The organism is Curvibacter gracilis ATCC BAA-807 (assembly GCF_000518645.1).
GTDB classification, from domain to species: domain Bacteria; phylum Pseudomonadota; class Gammaproteobacteria; order Burkholderiales; family Burkholderiaceae_C; genus Curvibacter; species Curvibacter gracilis.
Genome location: NZ_JADZ01000032.1, coordinates 40,794 through 66,718, shown reverse-complemented (window position 1 = coordinate 66,718; position 25,925 = coordinate 40,794). Strand labels below are relative to the sequence as shown.

The 25,925-nt window shown below is 65.0% G+C and carries 28 protein-coding genes; 9 read left to right on the top strand and 19 right to left on the bottom strand.

Going from position 1 to position 25,925, the window contains the following annotated elements:
• The 9 genes from L880_RS0121330 to L880_RS0121290 all read right to left on the bottom strand — a co-directional run.
• A partial coding sequence (locus tag L880_RS0121330) for a GTP-binding protein (RefSeq protein ID WP_027477406.1) occupies window positions 1-491 on the bottom strand: 491 nt, incomplete at its 3' end.
• Between the two features lie 145 nt (window positions 492-636).
• A complete protein-coding gene (fusA, locus tag L880_RS0121325) occupies window positions 637-2,739 on the bottom strand; it encodes an elongation factor G (RefSeq protein ID WP_027477405.1) in 2,103 nt (700 codons plus the stop codon).
• 69 nt (window positions 2,740-2,808) lie between these two features.
• Entirely contained in the window at window positions 2,809-3,282 is a 474-nt protein-coding gene (rpsG, locus tag L880_RS0121320; protein WP_019577824.1) for a 30S ribosomal protein S7, read from the bottom strand.
• Between the two features lie 199 nt (window positions 3,283-3,481).
• Window positions 3,482-3,859 (bottom strand): 30S ribosomal protein S12, encoded by a 378-nt coding sequence (gene rpsL / locus L880_RS0121315; RefSeq protein WP_027477404.1) that lies wholly within the window; start codon window positions 3,857-3,859, stop codon window positions 3,482-3,484.
• Between the two features lie 294 nt (window positions 3,860-4,153).
• Window positions 4,154-5,278, bottom strand: a complete 1,125-nt coding sequence (locus tag L880_RS0121310) for a D-alanyl-D-alanine carboxypeptidase family protein (RefSeq protein WP_245615288.1) — start codon at window positions 5,276-5,278, stop codon at window positions 4,154-4,156.
• A gap of 134 nt (window positions 5,279-5,412) precedes the next feature.
• Window positions 5,413-6,048, bottom strand: coding sequence for an alpha/beta hydrolase (locus L880_RS0121305; RefSeq protein WP_027477402.1), 636 nt, complete (start codon window positions 6,046-6,048; stop codon window positions 5,413-5,415).
• A gap of 70 nt (window positions 6,049-6,118) precedes the next feature.
• Window positions 6,119-6,517, bottom strand: coding sequence for a (2Fe-2S) ferredoxin domain-containing protein (locus L880_RS0121300; protein ID WP_019577827.1), 399 nt, complete (start codon window positions 6,515-6,517; stop codon window positions 6,119-6,121).
• Window positions 6,518-6,572: 55 nt separating this feature from the next.
• Window positions 6,573-7,685 (bottom strand): VanZ family protein, encoded by a 1,113-nt coding sequence (locus tag L880_RS0121295; protein WP_027477401.1) that lies wholly within the window; start codon window positions 7,683-7,685, stop codon window positions 6,573-6,575.
• Complete coding sequence (locus L880_RS0121290; RefSeq protein ID WP_027477400.1) at window positions 7,685-8,113, bottom strand: CopD family protein; 429 nt, start codon at window positions 8,111-8,113, stop codon at window positions 7,685-7,687. The genes L880_RS0121295 and L880_RS0121290 overlap by 1 nt, the downstream gene beginning before the upstream one ends.
• Before the next feature lie 52 nt (window positions 8,114-8,165).
• Here L880_RS0121290 and L880_RS35815 point away from each other — a divergent pair, with 52 nt between their 5' ends.
• The 3 genes from L880_RS35815 to L880_RS0121280 are packed head-to-tail and all read left to right on the top strand — an operon-like array spanning window position 8,166 to window position 10,628.
• A complete protein-coding gene (locus L880_RS35815; protein WP_157463010.1) occupies window positions 8,166-8,465 on the top strand; it encodes a hypothetical protein in 300 nt (99 codons plus the stop codon).
• A 14-nt stretch (window positions 8,466-8,479) separates the two neighbouring features.
• Window positions 8,480-9,499 carry a porphobilinogen synthase gene (gene hemB / locus L880_RS0121285; RefSeq protein WP_027477399.1) on the top strand — a complete coding sequence of 340 codons (1,020 nt, stop codon included), beginning with the start codon at window positions 8,480-8,482 and terminating at the stop codon, window positions 9,497-9,499.
• A gap of 19 nt (window positions 9,500-9,518) precedes the next feature.
• Window positions 9,519-10,628: a magnesium transporter CorA family protein gene (locus tag L880_RS0121280; RefSeq protein WP_027477398.1), complete on the top strand. Its 1,110-nt coding sequence runs from the start codon at window positions 9,519-9,521 to the stop codon at window positions 10,626-10,628.
• Window positions 10,629-10,663: 35 nt separating this feature from the next.
• Here the strand turns inward: L880_RS0121280 and L880_RS0121275 are convergent, their stop codons facing one another.
• Together L880_RS0121275 and L880_RS0121270 are read right to left on the bottom strand one after the other, a co-directional pair.
• A complete protein-coding gene (locus tag L880_RS0121275; protein WP_027477397.1) occupies window positions 10,664-11,335 on the bottom strand; it encodes an LON peptidase substrate-binding domain-containing protein in 672 nt (223 codons plus the stop codon).
• Between the two features lie 66 nt (window positions 11,336-11,401).
• Window positions 11,402-12,085: a dienelactone hydrolase family protein gene (locus L880_RS0121270; protein WP_027477396.1), complete on the bottom strand. Its 684-nt coding sequence runs from the start codon at window positions 12,083-12,085 to the stop codon at window positions 11,402-11,404.
• Window positions 12,086-12,235: 150 nt separating this feature from the next.
• On the opposite strand from L880_RS0121270, the gene L880_RS0121265 reads away from it, so the two are divergent.
• From L880_RS0121265 to L880_RS0121245, 5 genes are all read left to right on the top strand, one after another.
• Window positions 12,236-12,982 (top strand): SDR family oxidoreductase, encoded by a 747-nt coding sequence (locus tag L880_RS0121265; RefSeq protein ID WP_027477395.1) that lies wholly within the window; start codon window positions 12,236-12,238, stop codon window positions 12,980-12,982.
• 31 nt (window positions 12,983-13,013) lie between these two features.
• A complete protein-coding gene (locus L880_RS0121260; RefSeq protein WP_027477394.1) occupies window positions 13,014-13,499 on the top strand; it encodes a MaoC family dehydratase in 486 nt (161 codons plus the stop codon).
• Between the two features lie 64 nt (window positions 13,500-13,563).
• On the top strand, window positions 13,564-14,187 hold the full coding sequence (locus tag L880_RS0121255) for a MarC family protein (protein ID WP_027477393.1): 624 nt from the start codon (window positions 13,564-13,566) through the stop codon (window positions 14,185-14,187).
• 184 nt (window positions 14,188-14,371) lie between these two features.
• Window positions 14,372-15,958, top strand: coding sequence for a methyl-accepting chemotaxis protein (locus L880_RS0121250; protein WP_043330175.1), 1,587 nt, complete (start codon window positions 14,372-14,374; stop codon window positions 15,956-15,958).
• A 183-nt stretch (window positions 15,959-16,141) separates the two neighbouring features.
• The gene (locus tag L880_RS0121245; protein WP_027477391.1) at window positions 16,142-16,732 is read left to right on the top strand and encodes an OmpW/AlkL family protein; all 591 of its coding nucleotides are present in this window, start codon (window positions 16,142-16,144) and stop codon (window positions 16,730-16,732) included.
• A 182-nt stretch (window positions 16,733-16,914) separates the two neighbouring features.
• On the opposite strand, the gene L880_RS0121240 is transcribed toward L880_RS0121245, so the two are convergent.
• The 7 genes from L880_RS0121240 to L880_RS0121210 form a co-directional block, all read right to left on the bottom strand.
• Complete coding sequence (locus L880_RS0121240; RefSeq protein WP_027477390.1) at window positions 16,915-17,412, bottom strand: hemerythrin domain-containing protein; 498 nt, start codon at window positions 17,410-17,412, stop codon at window positions 16,915-16,917.
• A gap of 126 nt (window positions 17,413-17,538) precedes the next feature.
• The gene (locus L880_RS0121235) at window positions 17,539-17,733 is read right to left on the bottom strand and encodes a hypothetical protein (RefSeq protein ID WP_027477389.1); all 195 of its coding nucleotides are present in this window, start codon (window positions 17,731-17,733) and stop codon (window positions 17,539-17,541) included.
• Window positions 17,734-17,966: 233 nt separating this feature from the next.
• Window positions 17,967-18,626: an ABC-type transport auxiliary lipoprotein family protein gene (locus L880_RS0121230; protein ID WP_043330173.1), complete on the bottom strand. Its 660-nt coding sequence runs from the start codon at window positions 18,624-18,626 to the stop codon at window positions 17,967-17,969.
• A gap of 22 nt (window positions 18,627-18,648) precedes the next feature.
• Window positions 18,649-19,632: an MlaD family protein gene (locus L880_RS0121225; RefSeq protein WP_027477387.1), complete on the bottom strand. Its 984-nt coding sequence runs from the start codon at window positions 19,630-19,632 to the stop codon at window positions 18,649-18,651.
• A 24-nt stretch (window positions 19,633-19,656) separates the two neighbouring features.
• A complete protein-coding gene (locus tag L880_RS33065; RefSeq protein WP_043330171.1) occupies window positions 19,657-20,505 on the bottom strand; it encodes an ABC transporter ATP-binding protein in 849 nt (282 codons plus the stop codon).
• The gene (locus tag L880_RS0121215) at window positions 20,505-21,686 is read right to left on the bottom strand and encodes an MlaE family ABC transporter permease (RefSeq protein WP_084461502.1); all 1,182 of its coding nucleotides are present in this window, start codon (window positions 21,684-21,686) and stop codon (window positions 20,505-20,507) included. Before L880_RS0121215 ends, L880_RS33065 begins: the two co-directional genes overlap by 1 nt.
• A 106-nt stretch (window positions 21,687-21,792) precedes the next feature.
• Entirely contained in the window at window positions 21,793-22,704 is a 912-nt protein-coding gene (locus tag L880_RS0121210) for a LysR family transcriptional regulator (RefSeq protein ID WP_245615284.1), read from the bottom strand.
• Between the two features lie 143 nt (window positions 22,705-22,847).
• Between L880_RS0121210 and L880_RS0121205 the strand changes: the two genes are divergently transcribed.
• Complete coding sequence (locus L880_RS0121205) at window positions 22,848-24,575, top strand: GMC family oxidoreductase (RefSeq protein ID WP_027477384.1); 1,728 nt, start codon at window positions 22,848-22,850, stop codon at window positions 24,573-24,575.
• A gap of 6 nt (window positions 24,576-24,581) precedes the next feature.
• Here L880_RS0121205 and L880_RS0121200 read toward each other — a convergent pair whose 3' ends face one another.
• Window positions 24,582-25,748 carry a metallophosphoesterase family protein gene (locus L880_RS0121200; RefSeq protein WP_027477383.1) on the bottom strand — a complete coding sequence of 389 codons (1,167 nt, stop codon included), beginning with the start codon at window positions 25,746-25,748 and terminating at the stop codon, window positions 24,582-24,584.
• Window positions 25,749-25,925 lie beyond the last annotated feature (177 nt).

Genomic DNA, 25,925 nt, shown 5'->3' with positions numbered 1-25,925 from the left:
GGGAATTCGTACTTGGACAGCAGCTCGCGCACTTCCATTTCAACCAGTTCCAGCAGCTCGGCGTCGTCCACCAGGTCAGCCTTGTTCAGGAAGACGATGATGTAAGGCACGCCCACCTGACGGGACAGCAGGATGTGTTCACGGGTTTGGGGCATCGGGCCGTCAGCAGCCGAGCACACCAAGATAGCGCCGTCCATCTGGGCAGCGCCGGTGATCATGTTCTTCACATAGTCAGCGTGGCCGGGGCAGTCCACGTGAGCATAGTGACGGTTGGCGGTTTCGTACTCAACGTGAGCGGTGTTGATGGTGATGCCGCGGGCCTTTTCTTCGGGCGCTGCGTCGATCTGGTCGTAAGCCTTGGCTTCGCCGCCGAACTTGGCTGCCAGAACGGTAGCGATCGCAGCCGTCAGGGTGGTCTTGCCGTGGTCAACGTGACCGATGGTGCCGACGTTCACGTGCGGCTTGGTACGTTCAAACTTGCCTTTTGCCATTTTCAATCTCCAAAAAGAGCGACCCCGTGTGTGGTTTTACGTCTGCATCCAGTTGCTCAATCCCTCCGCACGGGAACAAAGGGGCACCGGATCGCAGACAAATGAGGATGCCCCGCCGCCTCTGCAGGCGCGGGGCAGGAGCCAATTACTTGGCGCGTGCAGCCACGATGGCTTCAGCCACGTTGCGCGGAGCTTCGCTGTAGTGCTTGAATTCCATCGTGTAGGTGGCACGACCTTGCGACATCGAACGCAGCGTGGTCGAGTAACCGAACATTTCCGACAGCGGCACTTCAGCCTTGATGGCCTTGCCGCCACCCACCATGTCGTCCATGCCCTGCACCATGCCACGACGGCTGGACAGGTCACCCATCACGTTGCCGGCGTAGTCTTCAGGGGTTTCAACTTCCACAGCCATCATCGGCTCCAGAATGACCGGGTTGGCCTTGCGGCAACCTTCCTTGAAACCGAAGATAGCGGCCATCTTGAACGCGTTTTCGTTCGAGTCCACATCGTGGTACGAACCGAAAGTCAGCGTAACCTTGACGTCCACCACCGGGTAGCCAGCCAGCACACCGCTGTTCAGGGCTTCGATCACACCCTTTTCAACAGCAGGGATGTATTCGCGAGGAACCACACCACCCTTGATGGCGTCGACGAACTCAAAGCCCTTGCCCACTTCGTTCGGCTCGACGGTGAACACCACGTGACCGTACTGACCCTTACCGCCCGACTGACGCACGAACTTGCCTTCGACATCGGCAACCGACTTGCGAATGGTTTCGCGGTAGGCCACTTGCGGCTTGCCCACGTTGGCTTCCACACCGAATTCGCGCTTCATGCGGTCAACGATGATTTCCAGGTGCAACTCGCCCATACCGGCGATGATGGTCTGGCCCGATTCTTCGTCGGTGTTGACGCGGAAAGACGGGTCTTCCGAAGCCAGACGTTGCAGGGCGATGCCCATCTTTTCCTGGTCGGCCTTGGTCTTGGGTTCCACAGCCTGACGGATCACGGGCTCAGGGAACACCATGCGTTCGAGCATGACGATGGCTTCGGGATCACACAGGGTTTCACCCGTGGTGACGTCCTTCAAGCCCACGCAGGCAGCGATGTCGCCGGCGCGGATTTCGTCCACTTCCTGGCGCTCGTTGGCGTGCATCTGGACGATACGGCCGATACGCTCCTTGCGACCCTTCACCGGGTTGTACACCGTATCGCCCTTGCTCAGAACGCCGGAGTAAACGCGGACGAAGGTCAGCTGACCCACGAACGGGTCGGTCATCAGCTTGAACGCCAGAGCCGAGAACTTCTCGCTGTCGTCGGCCTTGCGGCTGACCGGCTGCTCGTCGTCGTCGGTACCGGTCACCGGCGGAATGTCCACGGGCGAAGGCATCAGTTCGATCACGGCGTCCAGCATGCGCTGCACACCCTTGTTCTTGAAGGCGGTACCGCACAGCATCGGCTGGATTTCGCAGGCGATGGCACGGGTACGCAGACCGTGGGTGATCTCTTCTTCGGTCAAGTCACCTTCTTCAAGGTACTTGTTCATCAGCTCTTCCGAAGATTCGGCAGCAGCTTCAACCATCTTTTCGCGCCATTCCTTGGCGGTTTCAAGCAGGTCGGCCGGGATTTCTTCGAAGTTGAACTTCATGCCTTGCGAGGCTTCATCCCAGATGATGGCCTTCATCTTGCGCAGGTCCACAACGCCCTTGAAGTTTTCTTCGGCGCCGATGGGGATCACGATGGGCACAGGATTGGCCTTCAGGCGCAGCTTCATCTGGTCCACGACCTTGAAGAAGTTGGCACCGGTACGGTCCATCTTGTTCACAAAGGCCAGACGCGGCACCTTGTACTTGTTAGCCTGACGCCACACGGTTTCAGACTGGGGCTGCACGCCACCCACTGCGCAGTACACCATGCAAGCGCCGTCCAGCACGCGCATCGAGCGCTCAACTTCAATGGTGAAGTCAACGTGGCCGGGGGTGTCGATGATGTTGATGCGGTGCTCGGGGAAAGACATGTCCATGCCCTTCCAGAAGCAGGTCGTGGCAGCCGAGGTGATCGTGATGCCGCGCTCTTGCTCTTGCTCCATCCAGTCCATGGTGGCTGCGCCATCATGCACTTCACCGATCTTGTGGTTCACACCGGTGTAGAACAGGATACGCTCGGTGGTCGTGGTCTTACCGGCGTCAATGTGAGCAGAAATACCGATGTTGCGGTAGCGCTCGATGGGGGTCTTGCGGGACATGAAATTTCTCCGTTAATCGCTGAGAGCCCGCACGATGGCGGGCTCTCAGACGCGAGGGGATGGATCTGTTTAGAAGCGGAAGTGGCTGAAAGCCTTGTTGGCTTCGGCCATGCGGTGAACTTCATCACGCTTCTTCATGGCACCACCACGGCCTTCAGTGGCTTCGAGCAGTTCGTTGGCCAGACGTTGGGCCATCGACTTTTCGCCACGCTTGCGGGCAGCTTCCTTGATCCAGCGCATGGACAGAGCCAGACGACGGACAGGGCGGACTTCCACAGGCACTTGGTAGTTGGCACCGCCAACACGGCGGGACTTCACTTCGACCATGGGCTTCACGTTGTTGATGGCAACCGTGAAAGCTTCCAGGGCGTCCTTGTCAGGATGCTTCTTGGCGATCAGGTCCAGAGCACCGTAAATGATGCGTTCTGCGACCGCCTTCTTGCCGCCTTCCATGATCACGTTCATGAATTTGGACAGCTCGACGTTACCGAACTTCGGGTCCGGCAGGATTTCACGTTTAGGGACTTCGCGACGACGTGGCATTTCTTCACCTCTATGCTTCAGTTGGCACCATTTCAGGTACCGCGAGTGCCATAAGACAACTCACTTACTCGACCCCGCGCCAACATGGCACTGTTCGGGTCACTACGTCTGAAGGCCAGCCAGGCCATTCAAACACCGATGTTTTTCAAAGCTGTGACGCTTTCGGGAACCATTCACCCGTGGCTGACAGCAAAACTGCTTAAGCCTTCTTCGGGCGCTTCGCGCCGTACTTGGAACGCGCTTGCTTGCGGTCTTTCACGCCTTGCAAGTCGAGCGAACCACGCACGATGTGGTAACGCACACCGGGCAAGTCCTTGACACGACCGCCACGAACCAGCACCACGCTGTGTTCCTGCAGGTTGTGGCCTTCGCCGCCGATGTAGGAGATCACCTCGAAACCGTTGGTCAGGCGCACCTTGGCAACCTTACGCAGAGCGGAGTTAGGCTTCTTGGGGGTCGTGGTGTACACACGGGTGCACACGCCACGACGCTGGGGAGAGTTTTGCATCGCGGGGCTCTTGGACTTGGTCTTTTCGACCTCGCGCCCCTGACGCACGAGCTGGTTGATGGTTGGCATGAAACGTCCCTAAACGTTTGAAAATTACAAAAAAGCCGAGCAATCGACACCGCACGGCACTGCACACGCGTGAAACGCGACCATCTGACCCGCCGCAACAAACCATCAGAACCACTTGTACAAACCAGCGAGCCATCCAAATGGATCTCTCGGCAGCCACAGCAGGAACATGGTGCGTGCAGGTCAAATCAGATTGACGCGCAAATGTGCAACCCTTCGGAAATTCCGAAAAGCCTTCTACTGTATCAGGTCAGGCTTTTGGGGGCAAGTACGGCTTGACAAAGCCTTGCCCTGTCACTTGATCCAGAGACGCAAAGCATCCCAGGCACGGCCCATCACACCGGCCTGCTCAACGCCATCCAGGGCCAGCAACGGCATTTCCAGCAGCGGCTGATCGGCCAGACTGACCTTCAGCATGCCGACAGTCTGCCCTTTCTGCAGAGGAGCAACCACAGGATCCGGCCGGGTCACCTGGGTTTGCAACTTGCTGGCCATCCCAGCCGGCACAGCCACCACAATCGCCTCGGTGCGCCCCAGACGTGCCGTGTTCTCTTTGCCCTTCCAGACATTGGGCGTCACCACAGGCTGCCCGGCATCGAATAACTTGACGGCTTCGTAGGCCGTATAGCCCCAGTTCAGCAACTTCTGGCTTTCGTTCGCTCGCGCGTTCTCACTGGCAGCGCCCAACACGATCGACAACAACCGACGCCCACCGACATTTGGAAAGTCCCGCTTGGACGTGGCCACCAGCCCATAGCCTGCCGCGTTGGTGTGCCCCGTGCTCAGACCATCGACCGTCGGATCACGAAACAGCAGCAAGTTGCGGTTGCCGGTGTTCGTGGCCGACGTGCCCTCGTAACGGTATTGCTTGATGCCGTAGTAGCTGATGTACTCAGGAAAATCACGGATCAGGCGACTGGCCAAGACGCTCAGATCCCTGGCGGTGCTGGTATGACCAGGCTCCACCATGCCCTCAGGGTTCTTGTAAACGGTGTTCTTCATGCCCAAGGCCTTGGCCTGGGCATTCATGAGTTCAACGAAGCGCTCGGCGGTGCCACCCACCCCTTCGGCCAGGGCCATCGTGGCGTCGTTGCCCGACAGCACCACCATGCCCTTGATCAGATCCTCTACCGGCACCGTCATCTTGGGATCGATGAACATGCGCGATCCTGGCATCTTCCAGGCCCGCTCACTGACCGGCAGACGCTGCTTGAGATCGATCTTCCCGGCCTTCAGCGCATCAAAGACAAGGTAAGCCGACATCAGCTTGGTCAATGAAGCCGGCTCCACCGGCGAGTCGATGTCTTTCTCCGCCAGGATCTGATGGGCCGTCACGTCCAGCAGCAAGTAGGATCGCGCTGCAACATCGGGGGCCTGAGGCGCCTGCGCCGACAGCGGCAGCGCCGTCACCAAGACCATGGACACCAACAGTGCCTTGAAAAAACATCTCATGTGGGTAGAGCGCACAGTGCGGAAAGAAAAGGGCCGAGAAGAAACCACGGCCAGGTCATGAGAGGGCCCCAAGCACCCCAAAGTTCATGACGCTGCCCTTCTCAGGGGCGCAAATGGCGAACCACCAAGGCCTTCAACAAGGGCAACTGTCCGTGAAAGAAATGCCCCCCTCCGGGCACCACGGTCACCGGCAGGGCCTGGGGCCGCGCCCAATCCATGACCGCAGCCAGCGGCACCGTGTCATCTTGCTCGCCATGCAGCACCAAGGCGCGCTCATGCGCCTCTGGCGGCAACTCGGCCACCTGGAAGCGCGAAGCTGCCGTACCCACCAACACCACCCGCTCTACCACTCGGCCGGGCCAGGCAGCCTTGAGGGCATGGCTGGCCACATACGCACCGAAAGAAAACCCGGCGATCGCAATGGGACCCTGGGGCGCCTGCTGTTCCAGGACGGCCAGAAAGTCGTCAATCTCCCCACGCCCCTCATCCCAGGCGCCGGCACTGGCTCCGACACCTCGGAAGTTGAAGCGCACAGCGTCCCAACCCGACTGGACAAAGGCCCGCGCCAAGGTCTGCACCACTTTGTTGTCCATGGTGCCGCCAAACAGCGGGTGGGGGTGGGCAATGATGGCAACGCCCCTCGAGGCGCCCCCTTCGGGCACGGTGGCCGCATCACGCAGACCTTGCAGCGCCCCGGACGGACCTGCGAGTTCAAGCTTCAGGGTTTGGGCATTCATGGCGGTACCTTCTCAAACAGGACCGGGTCGCTCCGCCAGGACGCGACCCGGTTCAACATCCAACACAAAATCAACGCCCGAGGTGAGGCGGGGTCAGCAAGCGCTCGACCACCTTGCCGTTCTTGAGGTGGGATTCGACGATCTCGTCCACATCGCTGGGGTCCACAAAGGTGTACCAGACCGCTTCGGGGTAAACGACCGCCACCGGCCCGCCAGCACAGCGGTCCAGGCAACCGGCCTTGTTCACCCGAACCTGACCCGGCCCTGCCAGGCCTGCGGCCTTGACCTGCGCCTTGCATCGGTCAAACGCCTCTTTGGCGCCATGGTGAGCACAGCTGTCCTCACCATTGACGCGCTCATTGAGGCAGAAAAAGATGTGCCGCTCGTAATAGGAGGGCTGCGCAGCAAGCTGCGGCGCACCATCGGCAACAGCGCCGGCGGCGGGCTTGACGGTAGAGGATTCAGACATGGCGCCATTCTAGAGAGAAGCCAGAAAGAAGCCGCCTCACGGCACCGCCCGCCCCTCAACCCGGCTCGCGGCGGGCCATCCAACTGATCAGATACACCAGCGTGGCATAGGGCCACAACCAGCCCACCCATTGCGCCAGACCATTGAAACGAATGAAGCGCCCCTGCTCCCAGGTCTGCAGCGTCTGGGCAAAGTAGGCGCTGGTCGGTGACTGATTCAGAATGGACAGGTGGATGCCCAGCGCCAGCAGACACAAGGCGGCGCAACCGCGGCGTGTCAGCCACAGCGATGGCAGGGCCAACAACAAGGCCAGCAGCAGGCCCAACTGCACGGGCAGACTCAGCCAGCTCCAAGCATGGGCAGGGCCGTAACTCAAGGCGGCCGACAAGGCCGTGAAGCCCAGGCCCACCCCCAGCACCAGCACCAGCATCGCCACCCGCCGAGGCAGGGAACGCACAATGCTGTAGGCCATCAAACAAGGCACCAGGGCGCCCAAGGCCACACAGAGCAGCTCAGCACTCGGGATCAAGGGCTGCAGCTCCACATCGCGCACAGGCAGCCAATCGAGCAGAGGTGTATCGGCCAACCAGTCGGCCAGCCCCTCCTCAACCCGCTCCATGACCTGCCCCAAGCCCAGCGGCACCGCAGCCGGGAACAACAGGCCCACCGGCCACAGCGCCAGCAACACCAGCGCCCCGCGCGACTCCGGCACAAACCAACGCGCCCGGAACAGACTCCAACGATCCAAGGCCCCCAGGCGCTCCAGCGCCCACGCTGCCATGGCCCCCACGGCGCCCCCCATGGCGTTGAGAAACAGATCCACATTGGAGGGCACCCGCGAGGGCAGGTAACTCTGCAAGCTCTCCATGGCCAGCGACAGACAGAACGCCGCCCCCACCGCCAACAGCAGAGGGCGCGCCAGCCTGCTGCGCAGCCCGCCCAGAGTGATCAGAAAACCCAGGGGGCCATAGCCCAAGGCGTTCGACAGAACGTCAAACCCAGTCCAATACCTGGGCAGCGGCGCCAACAGAAAAGCAAAAGGCGATATCCCCTGTGTACGCCACTCACCAAACGGGTAAAGGCTGGCATAAACAATCAGCGCCGCATACACCTGGGCCAGGGGCCAGGCTGCGCTTTTGTGTTCAGACACGGCACCTGCCTCAGCCATCAAAACGGCTTGACCACCACCAACACAACAGCCACGAGCATCAGCAGCACCGGCGCCTCATTGAACCAACGGAACCACACATGCCCACGCCGGTTCTGATTGTCCACAAACTGCCTGAGCAGCCTGGCACACACATGGTGGTAAGCCAGAACCAACACCACCACGGTCAGCTTGGCATGCATCCAACCATTGCCAGGCCCGCGCCCGATGCCATAGCCCAGCCAGAGCACCGCCCCCAGAGCCAGCGCAGGAATGGCCAACAGGGTGGTGAATCGCAACAATTTGCGAGCCATCAGCAACAAGCGCTCCCGCTCTGCCACAGAACCCACAGGCACCATGGCCAAATTGACAAAAATGCGAGGCAGGTAAAACAGACCGGCAAACCAGCTGGCCACGAAGACGATGTGAAAGGCTTTGATCCAGAGCATGACCCCAGTGTAGGGCCAGATCTTTGCCTGTCCAGAAGCCCCGGGCAAACCATTGCCAAGCCTTGCTTTGCCACAAGAGGGCAAAAAAAAACCCGGCCATGGGCCGGGTCAGGAAGCCTTTTTGCTGTCACACATCAAGGCACCCGCTCAGGGAGGAAAAGCGGGGAGCAGCAAGCTGCCCAGGGGTAATTTAGCAAAGTCACCGCCCAAACTCAAGCAAGAAATTCAGATTTACACGAGATTCCGTCAGAAAAAAGCCGCACATCCCCATAAATCACCGTACATCCCACGCCAAATTGATATTTATGAAATGCCTGTTCTGCCTCGTCATTTACTGAACGCCGAGGTATGAGGCACAATTTTCGAATGACCTCCCCCCTCCTCCACCCCGCCCCCTTCCCCGCCAACCGCCCCCGCCGCCTGCGGCGTGACAACTTCACGCGCAACCTGGTTCGTGAACACCGGCTGAGCGCTCACGATCTGATCTACCCCGTGTTCGTGCACGAGGGCCAAAACCGCCGCGAGGCCGTGGCCTCGATGCCCGGTGTCGAGCGGCTCAGCCTCGACCTGCTGCTGCGCCAGGCCGAAGAGTGCGCCCGCCTGGGCATCCCAGTGATGGCCCTGTTTCCGGTGATCGACAACGCCCTCAAGACGCCGGATGGCAAGGAAGCCCTGAACCCCGATGGTCTGATTCCGCGCGTGGTGCAGGCCCTGAAGAAAGAAGTGCCCGAACTGGGCATCATGACCGACGTGGCGCTGGACCCCTTCACCAGCCACGGCCAGGACGGCCTGCTGGACGACAGCGGCTACATCCTCAATGACGAGACCACCGAGGTGCTGGTGGGCCAGGCCCTGGTTCAGGCCCAGGCCGGGGTCGACATCGTGGCGCCCAGCGACATGATGGACGGGCGCATCGGCGCCATCCGCGAGCAGCTTGAGGCCCAAGGCCTGATCCACACCCGCATCATGGCCTACAGCGCCAAGTACGCCAGCGCCTTCTACGGCCCCTTCCGTGACGCGGTGGGTTCGTCGGCCAACCTGGGCAAAAGCAACAAGAAGGTCTACCAGATGGATGCCGGCAACAGCGACGAGGCCCTGCGCGAAGTGGCCCTGGACCTGGCCGAAGGCGCCGACATGGTGATGGTGAAACCCGGCATGCCCTACCTGGACATCGTGCGCCGCGTCAAGGACCAGTTCCATGTGCCCACCTTCGCCTACCAGGTCAGCGGCGAATACGCCATGCTGAAGGCCGCGGCCCAGAACGGCTGGCTCGATCACGATGCCGTGATGCTGGAAAGCCTGCTCGCCTTCAAGCGCGCCGGTGCCGACGGCGTGCTCACCTACTTCGCCATCGACGCGGCCAAAGCCCTGCAGCAGAACGGCTGACACCACACTGCCACCCGCCATGCGCATCTTCTCGATCCAAGGCTCGAACATCAGCGAGACCGACACCCTGCCCGAGCACCTGCCGGACCAGGGCTACCTGTGGCTCGCCTGCTCACGCCAGGAGTTCGAGCTCCTGCAGGGGCGTCTGCAAGCCGCCTTGCTGGCCTGGACTGGACTGCAACTGGTGGACCTGCACATCTCGGACCTGCTGAACAACCAGTTGCCGTCCCACTACGACTACACCTCGCAATACGATTTGCTGGTGTTTCGCAGGCTGGCCACACGCCAGAGCGACGCAGAGGGTGCCCATCCAGGCGAACCGCTGGTGCGCTCGCCAGCACGTGGCGGCCCCCCCGTGCTGCGCCGCATCGATACCAGCCCGGTGGGCTTTGCCCTGTTCGACCAGTTGCTGCTCACCGTGCACCCCAGCGACTGCAGTGTGCGCGAGGCCTATGCCGCGCGCCTGCTCAACCACGGCCACACCGACCCGCGCCCCACGGGCTCACGCGTTCCGGCCAACCCGGCCGACCTGATGCTGCGATTGGTCAATCTGATGGTGGACGGCTACCTGGAGCTGCGCCGCGAGCTGACCCGCCAGCTCGACCACTGGCAAAGTTCTCTGCTCAAGCCCGGCACCCGCTTCAACAACTGGAGTGCCCTGCTGGAGGCGCGACTGTCCTTGCACCAGCTCGACGAAATTTGCGAGGACCAGCGCGCCGCCATCCAGGACTGGATCGATGCCCTGGAGACCTGGCCCGACGCCCACACCCCGGCCGAACAGCGCGAGCGGGATCTGCTGAAAGTGCGCAGCCGCGATGTGCTGGAGCACATCGAGCGCGTGGTGCACCATGTGCGCCGGCTGGAGCAAAGCGCCGAGACCGCGGTGCAGATGCACTTCTCGGCCCAGAGCAACCGCACCAACGACATCATGCGCACCCTGACGGCGCTGACGGCCGTGTTCCTGCCCCTGAACCTGATCGCAGGCATTTTCGGCATGAACTTCGAATTCATCCCCCTGGTGCACCGGGAAACCGGCTTCTGGTGGGCCATGGGCTCCATGGGCCTGATCGCGCTGGGGCTGATCGTGGTGTTCTGGCGCAAGCAGTACCTGGCCAGAACCCGGCGCTGAGCCGGGCCACGCCACGCCACGCCACGCCGCAGCGCTCAGTGCGGCGCGGGGGGCGTCAGGCCGTGGTCGCGCTCCAGCAGATCGGCCACCAGCTCCAGGCGCAGCAAGGGGCTTTCCAGGCTCATCAACTGCTGCATCTGGGCCGCCGGCAAGCCCAGCAACTCACACCAGCGGTTGGCCAGCCAACCCGCGTCGTGCCACTGGTAGGGCTGGCGCACCGGCAGCTCCAACCCGGCCTGCGGCTGGCGTTGCACCTCGGCCTCGCCCTGGGCCACCAGGGTCTGCAGCGCACGCTGCACATGCAACAGGTCATCAGGCACCGCCACCCATGGATCGGCCGGCAACCACTCGGCCACCGGCGCCACCCACAGCCCATGCTTGAGACGCTGCGGCGTCGCCAGGCGAAACCGTTGCCCGCCCTCGCAGCGGATATACATCAGCCCGGGTTGAGGCCGCTCCAGCCCGACGATGTGCGCCAGCGTGCCCACGGGCTGAAACGCCTCGGGCGCCGAATCACCGGCACGTTGCACCTCCTGCCCCTGCAGCAACGACACCACCCCAAAGGGACGACCTTCGCGGTGGCACTGGCCGATCATGTCCAGGTAGCGCACCTCGAAGATCTGCAGCGGCAGCCAGCCCCCCGGGAACAACACGGTTTGCAGAGGAAACAGAGGCAGCGCCTCATCGGCGGGGGGCAAGGAACTCATGGCTGTACGCAGGGTGGTCAGGTGGCGCTGAAGCGATGATTGTCACCGCACCAGCGCCATCGCCCCTCAAGCCAGGTGCTGCGCAAAGAAGGCCAGCGAGCGCTCACGTGCCGTGTTGGCCGCAGCCTCGTCATAGGAACCGCGCTGATCGCAATTGAAACCGTGGTTGGCCGCATAGACATGCACCTGCACCTCGGGGTGGGCGGCCCGGAAGACCTCCACCGAGTCGAGCGGAATCCAGTGGTCCTGGTCGCCGAAGTGCGCCAGCACCGGCACCTGCGGCTGGCGCGCCACTTCGGCAGGGGTGGTCACGCCGCCGCCGTAATAGGCCACGGCCGCACTCAGGCCAGACAAGGCCGCTGCCGCGCGCCAGACCAGCAAGCCACCCCAGCAATAGCCCACGATGCCCACCTTGCCGGCGCTGGCCGCGTGGTCGATGGCGGCCTGGATGTCTTGCAGCACGCCCGGTGCAGGCAGGGCTTCGACTGCGGTCTTGTAGCCAAAACCCTCACCCATGTCAGCCTCGGTGTAGCCCAGCTCCACCCCGGGCTTGACCCGGTCGAACGTGGCCGGCGCCACGGCCAGGTAGCCCTGGGCGGCATAGCCGTCGGCCACCGAGCGGATGTGCGAGTTGACGCCGAAGATCTCCTGCAGCACCACGATGGCCCCCTTGGGCGCGCCGGCAGGCTGCGCCACATAGGCGGGGAACACACGGCCGTCAGCGGCCTTCAGATCGATGAATTGACCCATGGAAAACTCCTGTTGGAAAGTAAATGGCCCGCAGCAAGCACGGCAAAGCCCAGGCGCTGCCGACGCGCGACGCAAAATAGCGCGAACACGCGTCGCTGGACACAGGCGGCTTTTTACCCCAATTGACCCCATCGGGCTGGAGACATGGATATGAGCAAAGTAGTGTTGGTCACCGGCGGCAGCCGTGGCATCGGTGCGGCCACGGCCTTGCTGGCAGCGCAGCAGGGCTACGCCGTGGCCGTGAACTACACGGCCAACTCCCTGGCCGCGGACGAAGTGGTGCGCCAGATCCGCGCGGGTGGCGGCCAGGCGGTGGCGGTGCAGGCCGACGTGGCCGACGAGGCCCAGGTGCTGGGCATGTTCGCCAAGATCGACGCCAAACTGGGACGCCTGAGCGCCCTGGTGAACAACGCCGGCGTGGTCGATGTCTCCGCCCGGGTCGAGGACATGAGTGTGGCCCGCTGGAAGCGCATGTTCGACATCAACGTGATCGGCACCCTGCTGTGCGCCCGCGAGGCCGTGCGCCGCATGAGCCACCGACACGGCGGTGAGGGGGGCGCCATCGTCAACGTCTCCAGCGCAGCCGCCCGCCTGGGCTCACCGGGGCAGTACGTGGACTACGCCGCCGCCAAGGGCGCGGTGGACGCCTTCACCATCGGCCTGGCCAAGGAGGTGGCGGCCGAAGGCATCCGCGTCAATGCCGTGCGCCCCGGCCTGATCGAGACCGACATCCACGCCTCGGGCGGCCTGCCCGACCGGGTGCGCGACCTGGCCCACCAGGTGCCCATGCAGCGCGGCGGCAGTGCCGAAGAAGTCGCGCAGGCGATTGTGTGGTTGCTGTCTGACGCGGCAAGCTACACCACCATGTCGCTGCTGGACGTTTCCGGTGGCCGTTGAGCCCCCCAGAACGCGCTTACACCCACCACCCATGACCCAATCGCCCCCCACCCTCCGCTACTACTGGGAAGACCTGCACGTCGGTTTTCAAAGAGACCTGGGCACCATCAGCCCCAGCCGTGAAGACATCATCGCCTTCGCCAGCCAGTTCGACCCCCAGCCCTTTCACCTGGACGACGAAGCCGCCAAGGCCTCGGTCTTCGGGGCGCTGTGTGCCAGCGGCTGGCACACCTGCTCCATGGCCATGCGCCTGATGGTGACCAACTTCCTGCGTGAATCCTCCAGCCTGGGCTCCCCGGGCCTGGAGGGCATCAAGTGGCTCAAACCGGTGTTTCCGGGCGACACCCTGAGGCTGCAGCACACGGTGCTGGAAAGCCGCCCCATGAGCAAACGCCCCGACGTGGGCCTGGTGCGCACCCAGTGGGAGATGTTCAACCAGCATGGTGACAAGGTGCTGCACATGGAAGGCTACGGCATGTTCCGCCGCCGCGAGCCAGCCACCACACAAACCGAATAACTCATGGAAAGCACCGTGTAGCGGTGCATGGTTTCTGAAAGGTCGATGTGCGAGACTCAAGCGCATGGACTTCAAGCCCCTTGTCACCCTGCTCGCCATCGTCAACCCACTGGCGATCGTTCCCTTCTTCATCCACTACACCCAGGATTTCACGCCCGCCCAACGCCGGCGCACCATCGGCATTTCGGCCATCAGCACCTTTGCCGTGATCGCCATCAGCGCCATCCTGGGGCTGCAGATCCTGGATTTCTTCAGCATCTCGCTGCAGAGCTTCCAGGTCGGGGGCGGCACGCTGCTGCTGATCGGCTCGATCAACATGCTCAACGCCCAGCCGGCCGAAGCCAAGTCGAACGCCGACGAGGTCAATGACGCGGCTGCCCGGGCCTCGATCGCGGTCGTTCCCCTGACCATCCCGCTGCTGACCGGGCCCGCCACCATGTCCACCGTGGTGATCTACGCCGACAAGGCCCACACCTTCTGGCAGCATGCCGCCCTGGTGGGCTACGGGGCGGTGATCGCCCTGGCCACGGCCGTGTGCTTTTCGCTGGCCGAGCCGATTGCCCGCATTCTCGGCAAGACCGGCATCAACGTGATGACCCGACTCATGGGCCTGATCCTGGCCGCCCTGTCGGTGGAAGTGATGGCCGACGGCCTGGGCAAACTGTTCCCCATCCTGATGAGCCGCTGAGCCACTGAGCCAGCGGCCCATGGGGCCTGCGATTGATATCGGTCAAGGAAACCCCAAGCACCCAAGCGGTGCATGGCTCGCATTTCTAGAATCACCGAAACGCCGTCCGAACGGCCATTCCAACCGGAAAGCCGGTTTTAGCCGCCGTGCCATCCGGCCGCGTCGCAGTCACAGGACCCTACCCATGCAGAAACTTCCCATTGGCACCCGGCTCGCGCTGGGCTTCGGCCTCTTATTGCTGCTCACGCTGCTCAACACCGGCCTGGGCAACTGGCAATTGCAGACCGCCACCGAATCCACCCAGGCCATCATCGACCAGCCCCTGGCCAAAGAGCGGCTGATCTCCGACTGGTACCGCCTCATTCACAGCGCGGTGCGCCGCACCACGGCGATTGCGAAAAGCACCGATCCCTCGCTGGCCACCTTCTTTGCCGAAGAGCAGAAACAATCGGCCGCCGACACCACCGCCATCCAGAAACAGGTGGAGGGCCTGATGCTGAGTGCCGAGGAAAAGCGCCTGTTTGCCGAGATCTCGGAGTTGCGCAAGGGCTACGTGGCTGCACGCGACGATGTGATCCGCCTCAAACGCGACGGGCAACCGGCCGAGGCCGACAAACTGCTGGAAAGCGCCTTCCTGCCCACCGCCAGCCGCTACGTGGAACGCGTCAAGACCCTGCTTGAAATGCAACGCAAGGCCCTCGACCAGGCGGCCGCCCCGATCCGCGAAGCCAACGACCGCGCTCGCCACCTGATGTGGCTGCTGGGCAGCCTGTGCCTGGGCGTGGGTGTGGCCTGCTCGGTGCTCATCACACGCAGCATCACCCAACCCGTGTCGCGTTCGCTCAAAGTCGCCCAACAGGTGGCCTCCGGCGACCTCAGCCCGCTGCCCCAACAACAGCTTGCCAGCCACGACAGCCGAGATGAAACCAGCCATCTGCTGCAGGCCCTGGGCACCATGCAGGCCTCGCTGACCCAGGTGATCCTGGGTATCCGCCAGTCGGCCGACAGCATTGCCACCGCCAGCGCCGAAATCGCCACCGGCAACCACGACCTGTCGGTGCGCACCGAGCAGACGGCCGCCAGCCTGCAGCTCACCGCCTCGTCGATCGAGCAGCTCACGGGCCATGTGAAGCAGACCGCAGATGCGGCCCACACGGCCAGCGACCTCGCCTCCCACGCCACCGAAGTGGCCTCGCACGGTGGGGCCGTGGTGGCCCAGGTGGTGAGCACCATGGAAGCCATCAATGCGAGCTCGCGCCGCATCGCCGACATCACCGGCCTGATCGACAGCATCGCCTTCCAGACCAACATCCTGGCGCTGAACGCCGCGGTGGAGGCCGCCCGGGCCGGCGAACAAGGCCGCGGCTTCGCCGTGGTGGCCAGCGAAGTGCGCACCCTGGCGCAGCGCAGCGCCGAAGCCGCCCGGGAAATCAAGGGCCTGATCACCAGCAGCGTCGAACGGGTGGAAGACGGCACCCGCCAGGTGCATGAAGCCGGCCGCACCATGGAAGACATCGTCGGCGCTGTCCAGCGTGTCACCACGGTGGTGGCCGACATCGCGGCGGCGGCGGCTGAACAAAGCCAGGGCATTTCCCAGGTGAACAGCTCGGTCGGGCAACTCGACCAGATGACGCAGCAAAACGCCGCCCTGGTGGAACAGTCTGCGGCGGCCGCGCAAAGCCTGCGCGAGCAGGCCGAACGGCTGACCCAGACCGTGGCCACCTTCAGCCTGGGCGCCACGGCACCCGTGCGGGCGCTGCTGCCGGGCTGAAAACAAGCACAGCCACCAGGCCCGAGGCAAAAGCACAAGCACTACAAACTTGATACAGCGCAAAGAAATGGCACCCCTGGTACCGAGTCGGTTTTGAATTTGACATTCCGCAAGGTTTGACCGGGGTGATTTGAATTTAATAGCGATACGGGGGCCGTCCCCGGTGATGTGAGAAAGAACACCATGAAAAAGCAAGTGATGGCTGTCGCCGCTCTGTGTGCCCTGATGTCTGGCGCGGCCTTCGCCCAGCAAGCCGAAGGCCCCTGGCTGGTGCGCGCCCGCGCCGTGAATCTGCAAGCCTCCAACGGCGACACGACCGGCCTGGGTCTGTCGACCAACAACAAGTGGCTGCCTGAAGTCGACTTCACCTACTTCATCAACAAGAACATCGCTGCCGAGTTGATCCTGACCGTGCCGCAAAGCCAGACGCTGTACTCGAAGGGCACCGCCATCGGCTCGTTCAAGCACCTGCCGCCGACCCTGACGCTGCAATACCACTTCGACGCCAACGGCTTCAAGCCCTACGTCGGCGCCGGTATCAACTACACCCGTCTGAGCGACATCAACCTGCCTGCAGGCGTGAGCGTGGACAGCAACAGCTTCGGCCCCGCCCTGCAAGTCGGTGTGGACATTCCCGTGGGCAAGAATTTGTACGTCAACTTCGACGTGAAAAAGGTTTACATCCGTACGGATGTGAGCGCCGCTGGCAGCAAGTTGGGGACCTTCAAGGTGGACCCCCTGCTGGTGGGTGTGGGTCTGGGCTGGCGTTTCTAAAAACTCGCCGCATTCGCCCAGTTGAGGCCAGCAGGTGCAAGCCTGCTGGCTTTTTTGTTGTCTGAGCCCCTCCCACACGGCCATCTCTGGCACACACAGACAACATCGAACAGACAACAAAAAACCCGCCTCGGCGGGTTCTTTTGTTGAATCAGGGCCCAGGCCCTGAGGTACAGCGGCGCTCAGGCGGCCAGCGCTTCATCCGCGGTGTCGGAGCAGGTCGACCCGCCGCAGCCATGGATCTCACCCTGGGGCAGGGCATCGGGCGACGCCACCGCACCGGTTTCGGGGTCATAGCCCACGCGGCGCAGGTGCAAGGCCAAGGCCGCATCCATCGATTGCGCATGCTGCGGGAACCAGATGGCCAGCTCGGAGGCCATTTGACGCACCACGGCCAGATCGCCAGCGGCGCCGCGCACCGCGCCTTCGCGCATCACCTGCAACACCACCTTGTGCTGCATGGTGTGGCAGTTGGACGATGAGAACCGGGTGTCCTGCATCCAGCGGTCTTCACGGCCGAAGTGGTCATCGGTGTGGTCCACCAGTGCCTGCCAGTGTTGCAACAGGGTGTCGTCCGGGGCTGAGGCCACGAGCGCCAGCAGATCGACGAATTCACGGTGGGTGTCGTCCATCAAAGGCAGGTCCAGCGACAGGGCGTCGCTCCATTCGAGCTGGTTCATGAGGGTTCTCCGGGTGTGCGCAATCGCGGCAGCATAAGCGCGAGCGCTCCCCCAGGATTTGATCCAGGTCAGCCAGCGGGCCGCCAAGGCATTGCAGGGTGCCGGACGCCGCCAGCGCCCCGCCTGTCAGGGCTTGCGGCGCGTGCGTTGGGCCAGCGAGGGCGCCGCCTTGAAGGGCCAGGCCACCGAGGCCTTGGCCCAGGCCGGGGTGCCCTGTGAGGTCTGTGCATCGGCGTCCGCAGATGGCTGCGCAGCACGTGCGGGCGGGGTCTGGGGGTTGGCGCCACCCTTGGGCGGTGCGTTCTTCCTGGTGTCTGACATGGGGCTCCCTCGGGGCGTGATCGCCCTCATTGATGTGAGTGGATGATAGGCGGTAGACGAAGTTCCCCCACCGCAGATCCAGTCCAGGCAACCTTCGATCAAGCAGCCTGCACCAGTGGACTCAACGAAGGGACCCATCGGCAGGTTGACGCCCCCGTGAGCTCACGCCCATCATTTTCAAACACCAGGGCGCTTGCGGCCCAGCCTGGCTGGCCCGGGCTGGGCCCCGAGGCTCAGCGGGCCCGCTCCAGCCACTGCCCCAAGGTGCGTGCCACCTGATCGGTGGCCCGTGTCAGCGCCAGTACGCCGCCGACCGCGTCGGCACTGGCGGCAGGCTCGCGCGCGGTGAAGACCTGCTGGGCCAACAGGGTTTCTCCCGCAGGGCTGTTGTCGACCAGGGTGGCGCGCAGGCGCACCAGCGCCTGGCTCTGGCTGGGGCTGTCAAACACCTGGGTGAACTCCTCCAGCTCAAGGCGCAGCACCCGCACAGGCTGGTTGTCGGCACGCTTGAGCGCCGCACTCTCGCCCGCACTCATGACCGTGTAACGCGCCGACAGATGATCGCGCAGGCGCTGCCGGATCAGCTGCGCCGGCGGCAAGGTCCAGCGGGCCTGCGCGTAGGGCCGCAGTTGCTGGTCCCCCGCGTAGGCCAGGCGGTACAGCACGGCACTCGACCCCTCGAACACGCCCACGGGCTCCAGGTCGGCCAGCGCCAGCACGGGCAAGGGTTTGGCCGGCGTCGTGGCCGCGTCGGCCTGCGCCAGGCCGGGGCCGAAATCGTACTGGGCAGGGCGCACCGGGCGTTCGGGCAGGGCCGAACAGCCGCCCAGCAGGAGGAGGGCCGCAGCCCAGGCGGCCGACAGCACCCGGCGATCCTTCAAATAGGGGGTCATGACAAGGTTCTCCTGGATCAGTTCACGGGCGGTTCAAGGCAGCCGGGGCACGAAACCCGGGCTCACCCGGGCCGGGCTCGACCTGGCCATGGCCAAACAACAACGATTGGGGGTTGTCGTTGATGCCGGTCACGGTGCGCCCCAACTGGCGCGCCGCGCGGGCGCTGTCCTCGGTGAAGCGGTTGACCCGCGGCAAGGTGGTCGAGCCCAGGGTGTCGGTGACATGGGACAGGGCCTCGGTGCCTTGGGCGATGCGGTCCAGCGGGCCGTCCTTTTCGTTCAGTCGATGGGCCGTCTGCGCGATTTCGCCCGACATGCGCCCCACTTCGGCGGCACTGGTCTGCACGGCCTTCAGGGCCTGGGAGGCGTCTCGCGTCAGCGCCGGCACGGCCGCCAGCGCGGGCTCCACATGGGTCTTCACCGTGCCGTTGAGGGTGGCGGTGATCTCGGCCACGTTGGCCGAGGCCTGCCCGATGTTGGCCAGCATCTGCGACAGGCGCTTCTGGTTGTCGTCGGACAGGGTTTGCGCAATGCGCTGCGTGGCATCCTGGATCTGCGACAGCAGCTCGGGGGCCTGTTCGGTGAGCTTGCCCAGTTGCGAGGTGACCAGGGGCAGGCGCGGCAGCCCATCTTCGCCGCTGGGCAAGGGCTCCTGGGCCTGGCCGGCGTCGTCCAGCAGCACATAGGCCAGGCCGGTGACCCCTTGGTAGGCCAGGGTGGCAAAGGTGGTGGCGGTCAGGGGGGTCTTTTCCTCCACCGAGATGCGGATCAGCACATTGCCCTTGGCTTCGTTGTCGAAGCCGATCTGGGTGACCTTGCCCACGGCCACCCCCTTGTAGCGCACGGGGGCCTGGGGTTGCAGGCCGGTGACGCTGTCGCGGGTGGAGAGCTCCCAGGACTGGTATCGCCCCTTGTCACGCGTGAGCCAGAAGCCCAGTGACAGCAGCAGCAGGGTGACCACCAGCACGAAGGTGCCGGCGGCCATGGCGTGGGATTTGTTTTCCATGTGCGGTGTTCCTCGAACGTGGGCTCAGAGCGTGGAAGAGGCCTGAGTAGGGGCCTGGGTGGGGGCCGGAGCCATGGCCCGGCGCCCGCGCTCGCCCTGGAAGAAGTCGTGGATGAAGGGGTGGTCCAGGCCGGCCACCACCCGGGGGGTGTCGGTGAACAGCACTTTCTGGCTGGCCAGCACGGCCACCCGGGTGGACAGCGCAAACAGCGTGTCCAGGTCGTGGGTGACCATGATCACCGTCAGACCCAGCTCGGCGTGCAGGTCCTTGAGCAGGTCGCAGAAGTCGTCCGAGGCATGCGGGTCCAGGCCCGCCGTGGGCTCGTCCAGCAGCAGCAGGGGCGGGTCCATGATGAGCGCACGCGCCAGGGCCACCCGCTTGATCATGCCGCCCGACAGGTCGGAGGGCCGCTTGTGCGCATGCTGGGGGCCCAGGCCCACCATCTGCAGCTTCACGTAGGCGGCGTCGGTCACCACGTCGGCAGGCAAGGTGCCCAGCTCACGCAGCGCAAAGGCGATGTTGTCCAGCACGCTGAACGCCGAAAACAAGGCGCCCTGCTGAAACAGCATGCCCACCCGGCTGGAAGCGCCTTGGCGGCCCAGCTCGGCTGCGGGCTGGCCCAGCACCTGCACGCTGCCCCGGGCAGGGTGCTCCAGGCCCAGCATCTGGCGCAGCAGCACGGTCTTGCCGGTGCCCGAGCCTCCGACCAGGGTCAGCACCTCGCCGCGGCGCACCTGCAGGGCCAGGTCGCGGTGGATCACCACCTCGGATTCGCCGCGGCCAAACACGGTCCACAGGCCCTGGATATCGACCACGGGCGCGGCACCGGCTGGCAGAGCGGGCGTGGCAGAAGGCATGGCTGTCGCGTCCATCAGATGCCCACGTCCTTGAACAGGATGGCGAACAGCGCGTCCACCAGAATCACCACCGTGATGGAGGTCACCACCGAGGCCGTGGTGCCCTGCCCCAGGCTTTCGGTGTTGGGCTTGACCCCCAGGCCGTAATGGCAACCCACCAGCGCGATCAGGATGCCGAACACCACCGACTTGCCGGTGGCCAGCGCCAGGTTGCTGGCCTCGACCGCCGCCGGCAGCGCCTGCATGAAAAACGCAGGCGTGACCTTCAACGCCAGGTCGCTGGCCAGCATGCCGCCGGCCAGCGAGGCCAGCGTGGTCCACACCGAGATCAGCGGCATGGCGATCGCCAGCCCCAATGCCCGCGGCATGACCAGGCGGAAGCCATGGGCGATGCCCATCACCCGCATGGCGTCCAGTTCCTCGGTCACCCGCATCACGCCGATCTGCGCCGTGATGGCCGAACCCGAGCGGCCCGCCACCAGGATCGCGGCCAGCAAGGGCCCCAGCTCGCGGATCAGCGAAATGCCCAGGATGTTGACGATGAAGGCCTCGGCCCCGAACTGACGCAGTTGCAGCGCCATCAGGTAGGCCAGCACCACGCCGATCAGAAAACCCACCAGCGCCGTGATCGGCATGGCCGTGGCCCCCATCTGGTACAGATGGCCCGACAGATCACGCCAGGGGGCGTCGCGCGGGGCCCGCAGCAGCTGGACGAAATCGAGCAACAGCTGCCCTTGCATGCGCACATAGTCGCGCGCATGGCCCAAGCCCCTGAGCACCCGCACCCCGAGGTGGTCGATGGCCGACCGGGTGCCGTCTCCGGAAGGCTCGGTGCGGGGCTGCCCAGGCGGCAGGGTCAAACGCGCCACACGCTCGAGCATCTGGCGCTGCAGGGCATCGACCTGCAACTGCGCCGGCCACTGCATGCCCCATTGGCGCCACAGCAACTGCGCGCCCACATGGTCCAGCCGCTGCAGCCCGCTCAGATCCCAGGGCAGCGCCCCGGCGTCACCACCGCCCGCCGGCGCCAGGGCCTGCAGCAGTTGGCGAGCCACCCCTCGATCGGCCAGCGCCGCCGCCGTCCAGTTGCCCATGGGCGCAGCGCAACGCCCAAGGGCGGTGTCACGCCATTCAAGGCTGGGGGGAGACAGGGCGGCGTCGGTCACAAGGCGGAGATTGGGGCAAAACTGCCACATCGTAACGCCAGCCAGCCCGGGCTCTCAAGGCGGTGACAGCACAGGGCCAAATAGGTTGCAAAGCAACACAAACCTGACGCACAGACAACACGCCCAGACCACGCACTCAGGCCCAGACCGCTGCCAGCGCAGCGCAGGCGCAGGCCAGCACCGGGTCGTCACGGCGGGCCGCCGGGTAGACAAAGGCCAGGTCGCAGTCCAGGCTGACCGCATCGGCAATCACCAGGCCCCGGGCCTGGCTTTCGCGCATGGCAATCGAGTCACGCACCAGGCTCAGGCCCACGCCGGAGCGCACCAGGTCCAGCATGCTGGACTCCTGGTCCACCAGGGCCACCCAGCGGGGCTCCAGGCCGGCGGGCGAGCCAGGCCCCAAGACCCGCGCCAGCAGCCGGTGGTGGGCCGAAGCCGGGGGCGTGGCCAGCCAGGGCAGGGCCGCCAGCCCCTTCCAGCCGCGCCCCTGCACCTGCGGCCCCCAGCCTGCGGGTGCCAGCACCCGGTAGGTGAACCGCGTCAGGGTGAGCTGGGCCAGGGGCTCGGGCGGCGGCTGATCAGGCTCGGCCAGGTAGAAGCCCCCATCCAGCGCATTGCGCTGCACCGCGTCCCAGACATCGCCGCTCATGGCCTGGCGCAGCTCGGTGCGCACCTGCGGAGCGGCCTCGACCAGATGCCTGAGAAACGCGCCCAGGCGGGTGAACTCGGGGTCCAGGATGGTGCCGATGCGCAGGCTGCCGCGCACCGTGCTGTGCAGGCGCTGGGCCGCCTGGGCAAAATCGACCAGGGCCCCCAGGGCACGCTCGGCCTGGGGCAGCAGGGCCGCGCCATCGGCCGTCAGCACCAGGCCGCGCGGGCTGCGGCTGAACAGGCTCAAGCCGGTGACCTGGGCCAGGGCCTTGAGCTGCAGGCTGACCGCCGGCTGCGACAGGTGCAGGCGTGCCGCCGCCCGCGACACGCTGCCCTCGCGGGCCACCATGACGAAGGCGCGCAGGCTCTGGGGGTCGGTCATGAGGGACGGTGACATGGGTGCAATCCCTTTTTGATATTTGCCGTTCTTATAAGACAGTTTTGAACAACTCATTGGATTCAGCGGCCAATCTGCCCGAAACTGCAGCCCACACCGCCAACGAATCATGAGATTGGCAAATAAACGCCCACGGAGACACCATGAGCCCAGCCACCGCCCCGACCACCACCGCCGAGGCCTTGTTCGACTACATCGTGATCGGCGCCGGCACGGCGGGCGCCCTGATGGCCAACCGGCTCAGTGCCGACCCCCAGCGCCGGGTGCTGCTGATCGAGGCGGGCCGCAAGGACGACTACCACTGGATCCACATCCCGGTGGGCTACCTGTACTGCATCGGCAACCCGCGCACCGACTGGCTCTACCAGACCGAGCCGGCCGCCGGCCTGAACGGACGCACCCTGCGTTACCCGCGCGGCAAGACCCTGGGCGGCTGCAGCAGCATCAACGGCATGATCTACATGCGCGGCCAGGCCCGCGACTACGAGCATTGGGCCAAGCTGACCGGTGACGACGCCTGGCGCTGGCAACACGTGCTGCCCGAGTTCATGCGGCACGAAGACCACTGGCGGCTGGACCCCCCCGGCGCCTCACCCACCGGCTTCGAAAAGCTGCACGGCCACCGGCGCACCGGCAGCACCGGTGAGTGGCGGGTCGAGAAGCAGCGCCTGCGCTGGGACATCCTGGACGCCTTTGCCCAGGCGGCCCAGCAGGCGGGGGTGCCGGCCAGCGACGACTTCAACCAGGGCAGCAACGAGGGCGTGGGCTATTTCGAGGTGAACCAGAAAAGCGGCTGGCGCTGGAACTCGGCCAAGGCCTTTTTGCGCCCCACCTGCTATGCGCGCCCCAACTTCGAACTCTGGACCCAGGCCCAGGTGGCGCGGCTGCTGCTGGAAACCCAGGCCGACGGCAGCCGGCGTTGCACCGGCGTGCAGGTCTGGAACGGCAGCGAGATGATCACGGCCCGGGCCAGTGCCGAGGTGGTGCTGTGCGCGGGCAGCATCGGCACGCCGCAGATCCTGCAACTCTCGGGCATCGGATCGGCGCCCGAGCTGCTGGCCCGTGGCATTGCGCCCCAGGTCGACCTGCCCGGGGTGGGCCACAACCTGCAGGACCACCTGCAGATCCGGGCCGTGTTCAAGGTGCAGGGCGTGAAGACGCTCAACACCCTGGCCAACAGCCTGTGGGGCAAGGCCATGATCGGCCTGGAGTACGCCTTGAAACGCAGCGGCCCCATGAGCATGGCCCCCAGCCAGTTGGGCGCCTTCACGCGCAGCCGGCCCGATCTGCCCCACCCCAACCTCCAGTACCACGTGCAGCCCTTGAGCCTGGACGCCTTCGGCGAGCCCCTGCACAGCTTCAATGCCTTCACGGCCAGTGTGTGCAACCTCAACCCCAGCAGCCGCGGCACGGTGCTGGTGAAAAGCCCGCGCTTCGACGAAGCGCCCGCCATCGCCCCCAACTACCTCAGCACCGAGGAAGACCGCCAGGTGGCCGCCGACAGCCTGCGCCTGACGCGGCGCATCGTGGCCCAGCCCGCGCTGGCACGCTACCAGCCCGAAGAATTCAAGCCCGGCACCCAATACCAGAGCGATGAGGAGCTGGCCCGGCTGGCCGGCGACATCGCCACCACCATCTTCCACCCCGTGGGCACCACGCGCATGGGGCGCGCCGACGACCCGCAGGCGGTGGTCGACTCCCGCCTGCGCGTGTTCGATGGCGTGGCTCAGCCGGGCCAGGCACGGCGCACCATCGCCGGCCTGCGTGTGGTCGATGCCGGCGTGATGCCCACCATCACCAGCGGCAACACCAACAGCCCCACCCTCATGATGGCCGAGCGCGCCGCCGGCTGGATCACCAGGCGCAGCTGAGCCTCTTCAGCGCAGCTCCCAGGTCTTCAGCACCTGGGTGGGGCCGAAGTGCTCGTCAAAACCCAGCACCTGGATCTGCACCCGGTCATCGGCATACACCTTCACATCCGCCCAGGCATAGAAGCGGTCGAAGGGGTTGCTGCTCTGCCCGGGCCAGGCGGCAAAGGGCGAGCCGCCCGAGCCCACGATCACCTGCCAGGCCCGCCCCCCCTGCGCCAGCCGGGGCTGCGAGGCGTGGTAGATGTGCTGGTGGCCGCAGAAGTAGGTGGCGCCATAGGCTTCGATCACGTCCCAGAACGCATCGCGCAGGGCAGGCCGCACGTTCAGACCGTCCTCACGCTCGGCCACCCCGGCCTGGAACTCATACACATAGGCCATCTTGTGGCCGAACACGAAAAACTGCCGCGCCCCGCGCGCCTTGGCTGCCGCCAGGTCGGCACGCAACCAGCGCACCGGCGCCGAACTGTCGAAGCCGACCGGGTCGGTGTTGATGACGGCCAGGTGCACGGCGCCCACGTCGAATGAATAGCTGAGCTGCTGTTGGGGGGTGCTGACGCCATCGCTGCCCGGCGCCGGGGCGTGGGATGGCTTCCAGGCCTGGGCGGGCTGCCCGGTGAGCCGGCTCCAGCGGGTCTCGTCCAGGATCAGGTCCCCCATGTTGGCCCGCCAGGCGTCTTCCAGCCAGGCTTGCGCCAGCTTCTCGGTGCGCCCATTGGGCAGCCGGGTCGGCACCTGAACCTCGTGGTTGCCCGGCACCGGCAGCACGTAGGTGCCCTGCTCCATCAAGCCGGCCACCATGCCGCGCCAGTAGGCGTACTCGCGCTCGACCTGGGTGGCATCCCGGGTGTAGCCCATGATCATGTCGCCGTTGAAGACCAGGGCCTGCGGCCGCACCGCGGCCATCTCACGGGTCATGCGCGCCAGCACCTGGGTGGCCTGCAGCCAGCGCCGGTCCTGCCCCGTCAAGCCCGGAGCGCGCGGGTCATGCCGGCTGTCGCCCACGGTGGTGAAGTGGAACACCGGGGCCGGCGGCTCGGCGCTCGCCTTCTGCGCCAGCGCAGGTGCCGCCACCGCCACAGGTGCCACAAGCGATGCTGCCCCAGGCACGACGCTCTCGGGGGCGGCGCAGGCCGACAGCAGCCAGGCGCAGCAGCCCGCCAGAAGCCAATTCAATCGCAATGTCATGGGCAGCCCTCTCGCACGCACACCGGAAACCTCAGGAGGCGCAGAGCTTAACGCCTGCCAGTCCGACGGGGACATGTATCAATTTGTCACGGCAACGTCAACGGCATGTCACGGGGCCTCACTAGATTCCCGGGGTTCCCCTTGGCTTGACCTCGCATCCCACCC